The sequence below is a fragment of the Rhizobium freirei PRF 81 genome, from assembly GCF_000359745.1.
GTDB lineage: Bacteria > Pseudomonadota > Alphaproteobacteria > Rhizobiales > Rhizobiaceae > Rhizobium > Rhizobium freirei.
Window position 1 is genome coordinate 110,491 of sequence record NZ_AQHN01000086.1, and the last position, 14,105, is coordinate 124,595.

Here is a 14,105-nt window from a genome sequence, read left to right on the forward strand (position 1 = left end):
AGTGGAGATAACCCCTTCGTTGGCTAATTCTGCGGAGTTGGCACATCTTTTGCTTGCTTCCTATTGCGAAGCAATGGACTGCCGATCTTAACGTCAAGGACGAGATTATGATGATGAGAAGTAGAAGACAGCGTGCCGCACATCGAGTAATTTCATGTTCGGCGCCGTCCTGATTCTCCTGACGATGTTGGTGCGCTTGGGTTGACATCGCCTGATCTTCAAGAAAGTTTCAATCAAACCAGGTCCCGGGGAACGCTTAAGCACGTGGATGCCGTAGGCAACACGGGCTGTTTGAGGCATCGCGGAATGGTCACGTTTGTCAACGAAGACGGCGACCTTAATCCATAGACCAAGGAAAAGCCTTTGTCGCTTAAGCATTTGCCTAATAGACTTCAGGAAGTAAGAATGGATTGTCCCACCACAAGTCTCATAAAGAACAACTATGAGCGATTTCCTCGGCAAATGAAGGTCGCTGCGCGTTGGTTGGTTGACCATCCGACAGAGGTCGCACTGCTGTCAATGAGGGAGCAGGCACGCCGAGCACGAGTGCCTCCGGCAACATTAACGAGACTTGCAAAACGCCTTGGCTTCGACGGTTTCGACAAATTAAAGGAGGTATTCGCCGATAGGGTCAGGGAACGGCCGGAAAGCTTCGGTGGGAGTGGAGAGGAGTTATTGGCACGAGCGGAGATCGGGGGCGATGGCGTCCTCATATGCGATACAGTGAATGCTTTGCAGGGTCATCTAAGCAGGTTCGCGCAGCCGCCCGCGATTGCCGCGTTGGCGGCAGCAGCCGACCTAATAGCGGAGGCGAAACAAATTTTTTGCGTCGGCCGCCGTTCAAGCTTTCCCATCGCCTATCTAATGCACCATGTTGGATCATTGCTTGGCTCTCCTACAACATTGATCGATGGGATGGGCGGTGCCTCCGATGATGCGCTTCGGTCTGTCGGCCCAGAAGACATTTTGCTAGCGGTCACAGTCAACCCTTACACTCGCTTCACAGTACAGGCAGCCGAGTTTGCCGTATCCCGTGGTGCAAAACTCGTCGCTTTGACGGACAGCGAACTGTCTCCAATCGCCAAGATTTCTCAAGCGGTAATCCGCGTTCGCACCGAAGTTCCTTCATTTATTCACACGATGACTCCCGCATTGGCCGCAGTAGAATGTCTCATGGAACTGGTCGCCGCGAGACGCGGGAGCTTCGCTCTTCGAGCTCTGGCTGACCATGAAGAACAACTTATGGAATTCGAAACTTATGCTCTGAAGAGCGGCGTCGGCAAGAACTCTCATGACTAAAGAAGAGCCAGAAATTTGAACCGCTCGTTTCCGCCTAGCAGGTCGCTGAACTCTATCGCATCGAGGCTGAGTTGCGTTTGTTTCCCCTATCGATTGGCCGGAGGACAGGATCGATCAGCGCCCTTGATAGCGCACATGCGGACCTAGCTGAGCCACCATCTGGCTCGCGTCGCTGGCTGCTCAACTGTCTAAAGCTCTGTCTCCCGCCCTGCGCAGCCGCTCCAAATACCAGGCCCATAATAAGGAAGGCCGAAGGTTGCACGATTTACCTTTACAATGAACATCAGAGCTCACGTGCGATAACTGGCTATCAAACCGAGTCTTCAAATCCTCTTATGTTCGTTGTCAAGTGGTCTAGGCATGACTGTGTCCCTTCCATCAGCAGTGATGAAGCCGTGTAGATGAAGCTGATATACAAAGTTGGAGGCAGGGCTTTCGACGACGGTTGGCATACTCTTGTGCGCGGGTTGTTTACCGCATTTCCGTAGGTTCTGTCGGGCGAAATGAAAAACTGACCCCCTGACGAACCGAAGAACTGACCCCTCGTGTCAAAACGAGGAATGATGGATGACGAGCACGATTTTATCGCATCCTGCATTGTCGCGAACGATGCAGGACGGGGATATGCTTCAGGCTGATGAGGTGGTGGCGATGTTGCGGCTGCACGAGCTCGGTTGGGGCGCCAAACGTCTATCGAAGGAGTTCGGATGCGCCCGCAATACGGTCCGGCGTTATCTTCGAGAAGGCGGAGTTGCACCGTTCAAACAGCCTGTTCGGCGCACGGGGTTCGACGGGCTTGATGATTGGCTTCGCGAGCGTTTTTTCCGGCACGACGGCAATGCGGATGTAATCCGCCAGGAGTTGGCGAGCGAGCATGGAATCACCATCGGTCTGCGTTCAGTTGAGCTTCGAGTTCGGCAGTGGCGGCGAGAGCTAAAAGCACAGAAGCGGGCGACAGTCCGCTTTGAGACGGCGCCAGGCCATCAGATGCAGATCGACTTCGGTGATACGAAGGTATGGATCGGCGGCGAGCGGGCTCGGGTTCATCTGTTCGTGGCGACGTTGGGCTATTCGCGACGGATGCACGCTCGCGCGTCACTGAGGGAGCGGCAGGCGGACTGGTTCGAGGGGATGGAAGGCGCCTTTCTGCGGTTTGTTGGATTCCGGCGGAAGTGCTGATCGACAATGCGAAAGCCCTGGTCGAGCATCATGATGCGGTGACGCGAGAGGTAAGCTTCAACGCGCGACTGCATACTTTTGCCCGTTATTGGGGCTTCACGCCGCGGGCCTGTGCACCGTATCGGGCGAGAACGAAAGGCAAAGACGAGCGCGGGGTCGGCTACATCAAGAAGAACGCGATCGCCGGGCGACGCTTCGAGAGCTGGGCCGAGTTCGAAGCGCACCTGGATCGATGGACACGCGAAGTTGCCGACCAGCGTGAACACGGCACCACCGGTGTCAAACCGGCGGAACGTTTTGCCGACGAAGCCAAGGCGCTACGTCCGCTGGCCGGACGGGCACCCTTCGGACAATTGCGGGATCTGGTTCGCAAGGTTCAAGCCGATTGCGCGATCGACCTCGATACCAACAGCTACTCGGTCCCTTGGCACCTGATCGGTGAAAGCGTTCAGGTCGTAGTGTTGGCCGGCCGCGTGATTATCCGTCATGCCGGCCAGGTCATCGCTAACCATCCCCAGTGCCGGGGGCGACGACAACGAATTGTGGACCGGGCGCACTTTGTTGGCGTTACCGGCTTCGACGGGCCGGTTCGTAAGGAGGCCATCGAGGCCGCGCCCGCTGCCTTGCTGCGGCCGCTTGCGGAATATGAAGCAGTGGTTGGAGGAGGCTGGTGATGACGACTGTGGATCATGACGTGCTGATCGCAACGCTCGACCGGCTGAAGCTGACGGCGATCCGCGACCAGCTCGATACGTTGCTGGACGAGGCAGCGCGGTCGAAGATGACATTGCGGGAGGCTCTCGCCTTCCTGGTATCGCGCGAGATCGCCCGGCGCGACGAGCGGCGGATATCAATGTCGAGCAAGCTGGCGCAATTCCCGTTCGTGCGCGAACTGGACGGCTTCGACTTCGAGGCGCAGCCCTCGCTGGATCAGGGGCAGATCAGGGAACTAGCGACCTGCCGCTGGATCGCCCACGGTGACACTGTTCTGTTCCTTGGACCGCCAGGTACAGGCAAGACGCATTTGGCGGTGAGCCTCGGCCGCGAGGCGATCCGTCAAAATTACAACGTCCAGTTCGTCACGGCGGCTACCTTGGTGGCGATGCTGGCGAAGGCTCACAGCGACGGCTCGCTCGACAAACAGTTGACGATTCTGTCGCGACCGAAATTGTTGATCATTGACGAGCTGGGGTACCTGCCCTTCGAGGCCAATGCCGCCCACCTGTTCTTCCAACTGGTGTCTCGGCGCTACGAAAAGGGCTCAATCCTGATCACTTCAAATCGCTCTGTGGGCGAATGGGGAAGTGTTTTTGGGGATCCCGTCGTTGCCACGGCAATATTGGATCGCCTGCTTCACCACTCGACAGTGATCACCATTCGGGGCGATAGCTACCGACTTCGCGAAAAGCGCCGCTCCGGCCTTCTGCAGAAGGCCGGAGCGGCGCTTGAAACCAACGAAACTGCAAACAAATGAGGGGGTCAGTTCTTCAATTCGGCAGAGGGGTCAATTCCTCGATTCGCTTGACAGGTTCGTCTGGGGCTGCCTCTGTCTACGATCGGGCATGGGCTCAACGCTTGCCACTTGGATTTGGCGAGGATTCCCCACCGGGGCTCTGCCCCCAAGTTTATACATCAGCAGATATATGCGAATGCTGATTAGCTGCTTCCTTTCATGTATTGAGGTTGGCGTTGATCACGCTTATGCCGCGGGAGCGACCTCTTGACCGATAGCCCACAGGAACGCCGCCATTTCCCGAGCGATCGCGATGGTGGCTACTGCCTTGAGCTTCCCCGCGCCGATAAGTTGATGATAGCGTGCGCATAGCCGGATCTGAGCTTTCCAGGCGATTTCGCGGACCGGCTGTGGCAGCCCCTCCAGTCTTGCCTGAATGGCCCGACTTACCCGGGCCGGGTAATCTATACGTCCACGCGCCCTCAGAACACGGCGGGCCCGCGTACTTCCCGCCTTGGTGATACCCTTGCGTTTCACCGGTTCGCCAGTCGAGCTCTCGGACGGCACAAACCCCAGATACGCCATCAGCTGCGGAGCCGTTTCGAAGCGCCTGACGTCGCCGATTTCAACCACGAAAGTCACCGCTGTGAGGAGCGAGACGCCGCGCATTGCTTGATAGGCTTCGACGACTGGCGCCATCGACCAGGAGACCACAGTCGCGGCGGCCTGTTTGGTCAGCCGCTCTACCCGAACCTCAGCGTCTTCGATGGTCTGAATGTATTCTGCGAGAACGATGTGGTGGGCGGGATGGGTGAACAACAACTCTGCCAACCATCGCCGATGGACTTGTGTCCAGGGCGAGCGGCCGCTATAAATATGACCGCGACGCAGCAGGAAAGCCTGCAACTGCTGGCGGGATTTCTTCAGGGCGTCGTTTGCAGCCTCACGAGCCCGGACCAGATCGCGGATCGCCTCATGGGTCTCATCTGGAACCCAAACTCCCGTCAGTTCCCCCGCCCGGTGCAATCGGCTTGTTCGAGCGACCGTCGGAGGAACAGCTCAGCGGGCAACACCTCACTACCGCAGCAGGTTTGATCTAGCAATCCCGTATGCGAGCTCGTGCGGCTCACTGTTGTCAACTCACATAGCTCAGATAGGGCCGATATAGGGGAAACGTGATAGCTTCCGGTACGTTGCTGATTACCGCCAGCGCGGTGACCGCGTTGTAAAAAATGACCTCTTTCGGCATGCCCTTGTCTGCCTGCGTTAGCGCATCTAATACGCTGCGATTCGTGTGAAAATCGATGTTGAAGGAAATCGAGGCCGATAAGCTGCGAACGTGATGGAGCGTTCCGGGCGGCATATAAAGGATGTCACCGGGATTTACCGTGATTACGAGGGGTGTCGCTCGCTTGTACTGCGGAAAGCGCACATAGTCCGGTTGCTCCGGGTCCACATCAAACCACCGCCAACCTCGGCGTGCACAGCGGGTGGCTTGGCTGGGTGGGAGAATGGTGAACTGCTTCGCACCGAAGATTTGGAAAAATAGGTTATGGCTAAGCAGCGTATCGAAGTGGAGGGGGGTAACGGTTCCTTCCGGACCCATGAAAAACTGCGTATAGCGCCACCAGTGCCGGCGGTAAGACGAACTGACAAAGTTAACCGGGAAGGGCTGACAGTCCTCCGCCAAGCTCTCCACTAAGCCCAGTAGGGGGATGTCGTGGCAGTAGGGTGCCGCTCTCGCGTTCAATGAAGAGGCTCCATCGTGGCAAGACGGTGACTCCATTACAAACCGGGCGTATTTTGCTAGTTCCCAAGAAGAGACCTTAATCTCGCTGCCGTCGAGCGTTTTGGTGGGTACAATCATTGACCCGGCGACTTTCTCAAAATACTCAGGTGACCAGCGCTGACAGGCACTCCAGGCTGCACAGCCTCCACGTAGGAGAACCGGCCGCATGGGATCTCGGTAGTTCGTCGCAAATTCCCAGTCAAATAGCTCTGTCACTGTAGGAATCGATGACCAGCCAGAGTCTTCTAGCGGCGCCAATGAGGATGCTACTGTTTCAAGTTCAACCATTTTTAATCTCATATTTTGCGTGAATTCGTTAAGCGACGACTCCCATCGCGACCGTAGCGAATTGGCTAACCAGCAGCATGCGGTATTAACCTCTTGGACGGGTAAGTAGACCTTGTATTTATGCAGGCGGCGGTCGAAACGTAGACCCGGCACTATCGAACCACTCGGGTCCCACTTCCGTATGCTTGCTCACACACTCACGAGCACTTGTCGCGGAAGGTGTCGTTTGCACCGAACTCTCTGAGCTTTGTAAACCGCATGGGATCACTATTCCCGCAGACGGTGTACATTCATTCCTGTCATTTTCCTGTTAATTTCCGGATAGAAGGATATTCGGAATGTGCCCACCTGCTCAACTATTAGTCTTGGTAGTTGGTGTATATACATCTGAGCAGACCACCTAGGATGCGTACTGTCGACCGCGGGCATACAACTCGATCACCGCAAATGTCGGGATCTGGAACGATGCGCACGAGATAGGTGCTGGTTTCCATTGCTTTTGAGCCGGATGGAGCGTGCTGAAACCAACGCATCAACGGCAGGGCGGCTTTTGCAAAGCAGGTAGAGACGTGGGGAAGACCTTCTCACCAGCAGCTTTGGGTTCGCACCAGTTGGCGACTTACTTGGCGATCGCGGTTTGCTGAACATCTGGCGTCGGGACGCTCGGCTGACCGTATGTCGGCGAGGAGATCTTGAAGATCGTCAATCCCATTTTCGGTCAGGCCTTTTGCCATCTTCACTGCCGCCACGGAGATAAACCAGTTTGCCTTCGGCGATATTGTCCGAGTTGGCGGTTACCTCTCGACTAATTCGAAGTTCTCGCCGATCATGGCGACGACTTCTTGTGAGCAAGATAAAACCTCCACCTTCGGTGGAGCGTAAGCCCCGTCTGTGTCCCATCGGTTCGGCTGCTTTTTGCAGCATAGGTTCGAATGCGAGAAGGTTTCCAGGCGCATATGGAAGCTGAATGATGGATGATGGATTTGTTGGTCGGTACGAGGTTGTTGAGCCGCGCCGCGGTAACCGGCGGTCGCCGGATGATGTGAAGGCTCGAATTGTGGCGGAAAGCCTTGAGCCTGGTGTTCGTGTTGTTGATGTCGCGCGTCGTCACGGCGTAATAGCGAACCAGCTTTCCGATTGGCGGCGTCAGGCTCGCGACTGCATTCTTATACTGCCGTAACACTGCCGTCAGAGCGCATGGTGTCGAGCCAGCGTTCGTGCCTCTGCCAATCGCTGCGGAGTCGCCTGAGCCTGTCACTCGTTTGGACGCTCCTTTAATGTGATCCGTGAGGTGCCGCTCCAAATCCGACCTGATCGGCCAACGTCGAGGTCGACAGGTCTATGCCCTCACATTTGAACCTTGTGCTCTGGCGGTTCAGCGGACTGTGCATCCCAAATTTGTCGAAGACGATCGTCGCCAGCAGATGCGGACCGATGAAGCCGCGCGGCGTGGCATGGAACGGTGCTGGCGCCTGGCTGATCGCCTCGCAATCGCGGCAGGTAAATTTCTCCCGAACCGTCTCGATCACTTTGAAGCGGCAGCGGTATCTCCTCCAGTGTCTCGTTGACATCCTCGCCCAGCTTCGACAGGCGCGGCCCGCCGCCGCAGCACAGATGGTCGGGGGATCGATCACCACGCGCTCGCGCTCGGCATCCTCTGGCCAGGGTTTGCGCACCGGCCGTTTGCGTGTGAACGAACGCACGCTCGACGTTCTGGCGGCAGCAGCCTGGGCCGCCACTTCATCCTCCGTCGCGGCCATCAGTCGGGTAGGCGCGGCCCGTTTCCGGGCCGCACCCCCCTTAGAGTCGGATTCGAAAAGCGTTCAACGATATCCATACCTTGCTAGCCGTCTGGTGATGAGACGAATGTGGGCGATCATGATCCACGCTTCGGCTGATGCGATGGAGCGTTCGACGTCTTTGGCCAATCTGCGGCATCTGCCAAGCCAGGCGAAGGTCCGTTCGACCACCCATCGACGCGGCAGAACCTCGAAGCCTTTCGCCTTGTCTGAGCGCTTGATGATCTCGATCGTCCAGCGCCCGATCTTTTTCAGTCGCCGCTTCAACTTATCGCCCGCATAGCCACCATCGGCGAAGACATGCAGTAACCATGGCCACCTGTGGCGGATGGATTTCGGGAGATCGGGAGCACCGTCGCGATCCTGGATGTCGGCGCTGTGCACCATGAGAGCGACCATCAGGCCGAGCGTATCGACGATGATATGGCGCTTGCGGCCTTTGGTCTTCTTGCCCGCGTCATAGCCCCGGATGCCGCCGCTTTCGGTGGTTTTGACGCTCTGGCTATCGATCACACCGGCCGTCGGGCTTGCCTCCTTGCCCTCCAACTCGCGCGTTTCCATCACGAGACGATGGTTGATGCGTGGCCAAAGTCCCAACGCTCTCCATTCATAGAAATAGCGCTGGACGGTCGAGCAGGGTGGAAAATCCTTCGGCAGCATCCGCCATTGGCAACCAGTTGTGGCGATGTAAAGCAGGGCATTCACCACCTCTCGCAAATCCGTGGTCCGCGGGCGGCCCAAGCGGCGCGGCATTGGCAGGAAAGGCTGAACCAGACCCCATTCCCGATCCGTCATATCGCTTACGTAGCGTGCCGTTCGCCGGGCATATTGCCGACGGGTGATTTTGGTCCAGGCCATCGTGTTCTCCATCGAATCTCGCAAATCCGAAGGAATCATAACCTGTTGAAATCACCCACCTCTTTTTGAGGCAGCCTCTGAGCTTAGAACTGCACGTGCCAGTTTCCCGGCATGCAGCTCAAGCCTCTGCTAAGCCCTCAGCGACGAGAGCCACCGGTTCCGGTGATAATAAAAGGGAGTGGGATCGTGGATCGAGCTTATCCGCTCGTGGCGAGGGTTGGTGTCGCCGTAGGGCGAAGTAACCATCCCACGCCGGATCGAATGGATTGGCGTCAGCCCGTACCCTCGCCGTTTGAGTGACGATAATCCTCCGATGCATTTCCCGGGTGTGTCCCAGATGGTCCGGTCCACCCCGGGTGTTCTCTTTCCTCTATTTTCCGTTACTCGCTTCACGGCCAATGCCTTGCCGCTGAACGAGTGGGTCAGCAGCCGTTGTAAGGCTTTTACCTTGCCCCAGCGGCGTTCCCGAACTGCTTTCGCGATACGCACTTGCAGCCGCCGCACGGATTGTCGAACCTTGCTCCAGTCAATCTGGTTCCAGTCCGCCGTTCCGCGGGAGGCTGCACCAGTCATTTTCATGACCGCCATTTGCTTTTCCTCCTGTAAGGGTTCTGCCTGTTCTCTCGCGATGAGAGACCAGTCGGAAGTCTGCTCCCTTTCGGGCGGGGTGATGTTGGTTGCCCATAACCCCTATCCGCGCCATTGCAGCACGGCCTTCGCTTTCTCCAACATCCTTTACCCGCACCTCCGACAGCGTTCCTTGCGGTCGGCCTGCCCGTTGCCGGGCGGGGATACGGGCTTACCGTGTTTCACTTGAATAACAGGAGCGGGTTAGACCCTGCCTTTTCGCCGGCGGTCATGTTGTCCGTGTGCTTCCAAACTAGCGGGAAGCATCCGACCGTGCACCTTTTGGTTCAAGCCTGTCAGCATCTTTGGCTTGTTCTCGATGACGACGAGTACAGCAGTTCACTTGAGTTGGTCATACCGCCCAGCCTAGCGCCCGATCCGCGTCGATGCTCGCAGATGATGCCTCCACCTCACGGCTTCCGCACGGCCCGAGGGCCCGGCTACATTGTCCCGGCAGCTTCACACCGGATTGTTGCCAATCCCGCATGTGCCGGTAGGCTACAGACGACGGAACGTCAGGTTCTCTGCGTGGTTTTTCTCCTTTCCCTTTCGAACAATTATTCAAGCGACTTCACGTCGCACCGAGCTCTTCGAGCTGTAATTCAGACGCGCCGTGCGCTCGGACCTCTGACCGCGCAGTTCGCGCCGGAGCTTTTCGATCGCCAGTTCCAGACTGACGATCAGCGCCTCGCTGTCCGACAGCATGGCCTGTGCATTGGCAGCTTGGGCCACCGCGATGTCCCGCTCGGCGGCAACGACATCGCGTTCGGCCTGAAGGATCGCACGCTCGGAAAGCAGCGCCCGATAGGCGCTTGTAAGGTCCGCAGGAAGATCGGAGGGCTTCGATACCATGAGCCATCTGATCAGATTCACTCAACATTTTCAATATAATAATGCTATCCGACCTTCGTCGGACGAGAGGTTTCCTGCGGATGGCGCCAATCAATTCCGGACAACAAATAAGAAAGCTGCGCAGGCGATATCGCTATCGCGCCGCCTTCCGCAGACGGCCAGACGAACCGCCCGCGGTCTAACTTTTTGGCATAAAGCGATAGTCCGACACCGTCATGCCATAGGGCCTTGATCAATCGACCATTTCTCCCGCGGAAAACAAAAACGTCGCCCTGGAACGGATTGCGGCTAAGCCCCTCTTGCACGATGAGAGCCAACCCCTGCATACCCTTGCGCATATCGCAGTGACCGCTGGCAATCCACACTCTGACGTTCGAACTGATCGGGATCATCGTCCCTCCAGCACATCAAGCACGCGCGACAACGTCGAGGCATCAAAGTCACGAGTGACCCGCACCGACCGGCCCCGGCCAACATGGATTTCGATCGCAGAAGACGCCGTCGCAGCCGGCATTCCCATTGCCGAGTCCGGCGCCTGTTGTACCTTCACCGGAACGAAGGCGCGCGGCTCTTCCGCTCTCTCTGCAACACCAAGCTCACGACGCCACCGATAAACCAGTGACCGATCAACGTCGTGACGTCGCGCAACCTCCGTCACCGTCATCTCGCCAGTCAGCGTCTCCGAAACGATCGATTCCTTGGAAGTTCGTGTGAACTTCCGGCGCCGCATACTGCCCGCCAAAATCTCAAGCTGATGGATAGACACGTCGTTATCCTCGTTGTTAGCAACGTGGCGATACCGCTCACCTCAGCAAAACATCGCTATCACCGTGACAAAGCAAGGCGGTCCTCGGCGTGGGCATACGAATGAACGGGGCATTGCCATGAACCGCCGCAATGCGCTCTTTGCAGGCCATGATGAAGGCGGACGCAACTGGGCCCAGTTCGCCAGCCTGATTGGCACATGCAAAATGAATGGCGTGGAGCCCTACGCTTATCTGTGGGATCTCTTCACCCGTCTCGCCAATGGCCTCTTGCCAAAGATATCGACGCTCTGATGCCATGGGCTTATGCCGCTCGCATCAAGACCTCACAATGAGCTCGTCAGATACTATCCTGAGCTCATATCCGGCCTTAGGGAACACTATTGAGTCGCTGAAACTGAAAAATCAATGGGGCGTAGACGCCGCACACGGCGGAGCCACAATGCACCTGAGAGTCACAAGCTGCGGGTCTTCACAAGCCACGACAGCGCCAGCACCGCATCGTCGATATCCCTTGCGAGAGCTTTTGACGAGCAAATACGAAATTAATGCGGTCCTCGCCGAATGCGTACTGCATCTCAAAAGCTGCTCGAGCAGATGCTTACAATTGTTCCTGTTCGCCAATGTTCGGAAAAGGTGTAATCGACCAACTGATTAGGTTAACGGCACGCTCAAGTATGATCTCGGTCTGACTGCGACTGGGTGAGGTGGCAATGACGTGTCCAATCGAGTCTCGGTCATCGCTTTTCCTGACGAACGGCGTCTTCGGTTTAAGGTACAGTTCAATCTCGGCGACACCGGGCTCAGCGGCTGCCTGCCTATCGCCATTGATCCAATCGAGGATGCCATCGGTATCAGGAACTAGGAATCGTGCGGCCGCCGTCTGCGAACGTCTTCGGCTCAAATCCCATTTCTCGCCTATGACAAGCTTGATGTGCTGATTGATAAGATCGACACCATAAGCCAGCTGAATCAGCCGAGGAGTGGTCCAACCCGGAAGACGCGGATTGACTTCAATAGCGACTGGACCTCGCTTCGTCCACCGCAATTCAATGTTCGCTGGCCCCCAACCAAGACCGAGAGCTCGTAAGCAGCTTAGTGAAACATCGGCGATGCACTTACATTGACCATCAGTTAGGGGCGCCGGAAAGATGCTCTCACGAACGACGAAATGCGGTGGGCTGCCAAATTTGGCGGTGCCAATTGCAACGACCTCATTCCCCATTGTGTCGACACTATAGTATGGTCCTTGAGCGAACTCTTCGATTAGTATCCCTGGCGAAGATCGCCAGATGTGCTTACCGCCCAGCAGATAAGTCGTGTGTTCAGCCACCTCCGTGATGTTGCGGCATAATCGGACCCCGCTGCTGCCGCTGCCAGTGACTGGCTTAAGTATCACCGGCAGACCAATCTCCTCTGCAGAGCTTTCAACGTCCGTTGCATCCGTTGCCAAGCGGTAGGCAGGTATTGGAACGCCCGCCCGTGCGAGGAGTTGACGTTGAACGAATTTGTCGTAGCACTGTTCAATCGATGCTGGGTCTGGTCCGGGTAGATCGAAATGGCGGCAGAGCCTCCCGACTGTCACATAGACCGATTCATCTCGGCCCGCGAACCCAGTGATGCCCGCGATGTCATAAGTCGCACGTAGCTGGGTACACTCATGAATCATTGCATCGAGATCGCCTGTATCGACACGGATCGCTTGTACCCTTTTTGCCGAAATATAGTCGTACTGAGCTGGGTCAACCGATAGAGTAATTGGTTGAATGCCAAGGCGCTGGGCAGCTTGAATATACAGAGGACCATTACCTCTACTACCTTCAACTAGGATGAGCGCTCTTCTTGCCATTTACGCGGAGCTCCGACGTTGACGCTCTGGATGATCTGAGGGCAAATTGCAAAGTCCCTCTCTCACTCAACGCGTTTCTTCAGTTTATGTGAGCGTATCATTGTCGGCGGGTTGCTTGTGCAAAGATTCTGTAAAACTTTTGAAGGGCCTATGCAGCGTCTATTTGAAGTTGAATCTGTCAAGTTCGTCAAACGAGGCCAAGGTAGTCGGCCGTGAATTATCCGGAAGTAGTTGATGTTTCCGGTACATCGTACGTGTCCCATTAATCGGTGTCGCAAGAAAGCTGTCGCATTGCCTCAGGAACAATGGGAGCCAACAAATGTCGAGACCTAGTGAACGGCGCGAGACGGGAGCAGGATCCGTTCCGGTCTCGTCTTGATCAGATCATTGATCTGAAGCACGACCTTATCTGGTTGGCGCAGACAATCGATTGGCCGTTCTAGAAGAACGATATGGTGAGATTTATTCCGATGGAGCCGGTATGCCGCCACTACCTCGACAGCCTCTCCAGTATTTCTGCGGCGGGACATTCTTCCAACACACATTGCCGTTTCGATCGTTCGTCGCTGATGGCAGCGCAAATGCAGTTTGTCGCATGGCTGGCGCCAACGCATGGGCGAGTAGCGGATAAAGGCGCTTCTGCAGGAGAGCCTCTTGGTGGCGTCAAGACCGGTGCGATGAAGTCGTCGGACACGCGGCAGGCGATCGTCGATACAATAGTCCAAGAACATGATGTTTCCGACCGCCGCCAAGCTCATTGACCGGGCACGGAGCGGCTCGTGTGGCTGGCTCGCAGGGTGGCGCTCGATCTGCGCCAGACGGCTGGGAAAATTCGCCCTGATCCAGCACCAGCGGTATCCCCATGCCAAACAGTTCAAGCGGGCTGGGACGGCGCTGCCCAAGCTAAGGACCTATCTCGGGCGAACGATCCGCGACATCTCACGCCGACGAAGTGTAAGCGCTCATTTCGTTGCGCCTTTTCGCGTTGAATTCTCTGCCGCATGAAGTGTCCACTTAAAATAGGTGGACACCAAATATGAGTGACGAAGAGCAGAAACTGCGAGTGCGGTTGGTGGGACGTGATGGGCGACGCCGCTATGATCCGGGATCAAAGGAGCGGCTTGTTGCGGCCTGCCTTGAGCCTGGTGTGTCGATATCCGGCCTTGCGCTTACGCATGGGATCAATGCCAACCTACTGCGCAAATGGGTCAAGGATGCCAGGGAGGCTCGCTTCTCGGCGGGATCTGCAAGCTCGCGGTTTATCCCGGTCGTCGCGGCAGACTGCAGCCTGCCTGTCGGGACCTCCTCGTTGGAGATGCCGGTCGCGTTTAGGGAAGACCAACCGGCG

At 56.7% G+C, this 14,105-nt stretch carries 9 protein-coding genes and 8 pseudogenes; 7 read left to right on the top strand and 10 right to left on the bottom strand.

Features of this window, described 5'->3' with window-relative positions:
- The first annotated feature begins 405 nt into the window (after positions 1-405).
- From RHSP_RS26955 to istB, 3 genes and pseudogenes are all read left to right on the top strand, one after another.
- Positions 406-1,299, top strand: coding sequence for a MurR/RpiR family transcriptional regulator (locus RHSP_RS26955; protein ID WP_004126151.1), 894 nt, complete (start codon positions 406-408; stop codon positions 1,297-1,299).
- Positions 1,300-1,866: 567 nt separating this feature from the next.
- Positions 1,867-3,152: pseudogene (gene istA / locus RHSP_RS26960) on the top strand (IS21 family transposase).
- A complete protein-coding gene (gene istB / locus RHSP_RS26965) occupies positions 3,152-3,952 on the top strand; it encodes an IS21-like element ISSme2 family helper ATPase IstB (RefSeq protein WP_004126157.1) in 801 nt (266 codons plus the stop codon). Before istA ends, istB begins: the two are co-directional and overlap by 1 nt.
- A gap of 225 nt (positions 3,953-4,177) precedes the next feature.
- On the opposite strand, the pseudogene RHSP_RS26970 reads toward istB, so the two are convergent.
- The 3 genes and pseudogenes from RHSP_RS26970 to RHSP_RS35760 all read right to left on the bottom strand — a co-directional run.
- Positions 4,178-4,963: pseudogene (locus RHSP_RS26970) on the bottom strand (IS110 family RNA-guided transposase); the annotation flags it as partial.
- Between the two features lie 103 nt (positions 4,964-5,066).
- Positions 5,067-6,008, bottom strand: coding sequence for a cupin-like domain-containing protein (locus RHSP_RS26975; protein WP_240535526.1), 942 nt, complete (start codon positions 6,006-6,008; stop codon positions 5,067-5,069).
- Positions 6,009-6,592: 584 nt separating this feature from the next.
- Positions 6,593-6,838 (bottom strand): annotated as a pseudogene (locus RHSP_RS35760) (hypothetical protein).
- Between the two features lie 137 nt (positions 6,839-6,975).
- Here RHSP_RS35760 and RHSP_RS34060 point away from each other — a divergent pair.
- A pseudogene (locus RHSP_RS34060) lies at positions 6,976-7,285 on the top strand (transposase); the annotation flags it as partial.
- A 15-nt stretch (positions 7,286-7,300) separates the two neighbouring features.
- On the opposite strand, the pseudogene RHSP_RS35985 reads toward RHSP_RS34060, so the two are convergent.
- From RHSP_RS35985 to tnpA (RHSP_RS27005), 6 genes and pseudogenes are all read right to left on the bottom strand, one after another.
- A pseudogene (locus tag RHSP_RS35985) lies at positions 7,301-7,765 on the bottom strand (IS66 family transposase zinc-finger binding domain-containing protein); the annotation flags it as partial.
- Positions 7,766-7,831: 66 nt separating this feature from the next.
- Complete coding sequence (locus RHSP_RS26985; protein WP_004126178.1) at positions 7,832-8,665, bottom strand: IS5-like element ISRtr4 family transposase; 834 nt, start codon at positions 8,663-8,665, stop codon at positions 7,832-7,834.
- A 129-nt stretch (positions 8,666-8,794) separates the two neighbouring features.
- Positions 8,795-9,253, bottom strand: a complete 459-nt coding sequence (locus tag RHSP_RS26990; RefSeq protein ID WP_051043303.1) for a reverse transcriptase N-terminal domain-containing protein — start codon at positions 9,251-9,253, stop codon at positions 8,795-8,797.
- Positions 9,254-9,895: 642 nt separating this feature from the next.
- Positions 9,896-10,144, bottom strand: a pseudogene (locus RHSP_RS26995) (IS66 family transposase); the annotation flags it as partial.
- Positions 10,145-10,188: 44 nt separating this feature from the next.
- Positions 10,189-10,536, bottom strand: coding sequence for an IS66 family insertion sequence element accessory protein TnpB (gene tnpB, locus RHSP_RS27000; RefSeq protein WP_004126182.1), 348 nt, complete (start codon positions 10,534-10,536; stop codon positions 10,189-10,191).
- Positions 10,533-10,910, bottom strand: coding sequence for an IS66-like element accessory protein TnpA (tnpA, locus tag RHSP_RS27005; protein ID WP_004126183.1), 378 nt, complete (start codon positions 10,908-10,910; stop codon positions 10,533-10,535). Before tnpA (RHSP_RS27005) ends, tnpB begins: the two co-directional genes overlap by 4 nt.
- A gap of 106 nt (positions 10,911-11,016) precedes the next feature.
- Here tnpA (RHSP_RS27005) and RHSP_RS34075 point away from each other — a divergent pair.
- A pseudogene (locus RHSP_RS34075) lies at positions 11,017-11,243 on the top strand (transposase domain-containing protein); the annotation flags it as partial.
- Positions 11,244-11,509: 266 nt separating this feature from the next.
- Here RHSP_RS34075 and RHSP_RS27010 read toward each other — a convergent pair.
- Positions 11,510-12,757: an ATP-grasp domain-containing protein gene (locus RHSP_RS27010; protein WP_004126188.1), complete on the bottom strand. Its 1,248-nt coding sequence runs from the start codon at positions 12,755-12,757 to the stop codon at positions 11,510-11,512.
- Positions 12,758-13,076: 319 nt separating this feature from the next.
- Between RHSP_RS27010 and RHSP_RS34080 the strand changes: the two are divergent.
- Together RHSP_RS34080 and tnpA (RHSP_RS34085) are read left to right on the top strand one after the other, a co-directional pair.
- Positions 13,077-13,702: pseudogene (locus tag RHSP_RS34080) on the top strand (transposase family protein); the annotation flags it as partial.
- A 91-nt stretch (positions 13,703-13,793) separates the two neighbouring features.
- Positions 13,794-14,105, top strand: a 312-nt coding sequence (gene tnpA / locus RHSP_RS34085; RefSeq protein WP_081615361.1) for an IS66-like element accessory protein TnpA, incomplete at its 3' end; no start/stop codon positions are given.

Coding starts and splice junctions, on each gene's coding strand:
- RHSP_RS26955 (WP_004126151.1), top strand. CDS start 406: ATGGATTGTCCCACCACAAGTCTCATAAAGAACAACTATGAGCGATTT.
- istB (WP_004126157.1), top strand. CDS start 3,152: ATGACGACTGTGGATCATGACGTGCTGATCGCAACGCTCGACCGGCTG.
- RHSP_RS26975 (WP_240535526.1), bottom strand. CDS start 6,008: ATGGTTGAACTTGAAACAGTAGCATCCTCATTGGCGCCGCTAGAAGAC.
- RHSP_RS26985 (WP_004126178.1), bottom strand. CDS start 8,665: ATGGCCTGGACCAAAATCACCCGTCGGCAATATGCCCGGCGAACGGCA.
- RHSP_RS26990 (WP_051043303.1), bottom strand. CDS start 9,253: ATGGCGGTCATGAAAATGACTGGTGCAGCCTCCCGCGGAACGGCGGAC.
- tnpB (WP_004126182.1), bottom strand. CDS start 10,536: ATGATCCCGATCAGTTCGAACGTCAGAGTGTGGATTGCCAGCGGTCAC.
- RHSP_RS27010 (WP_004126188.1), bottom strand. CDS start 12,757: ATGGCAAGAAGAGCGCTCATCCTAGTTGAAGGTAGTAGAGGTAATGGT.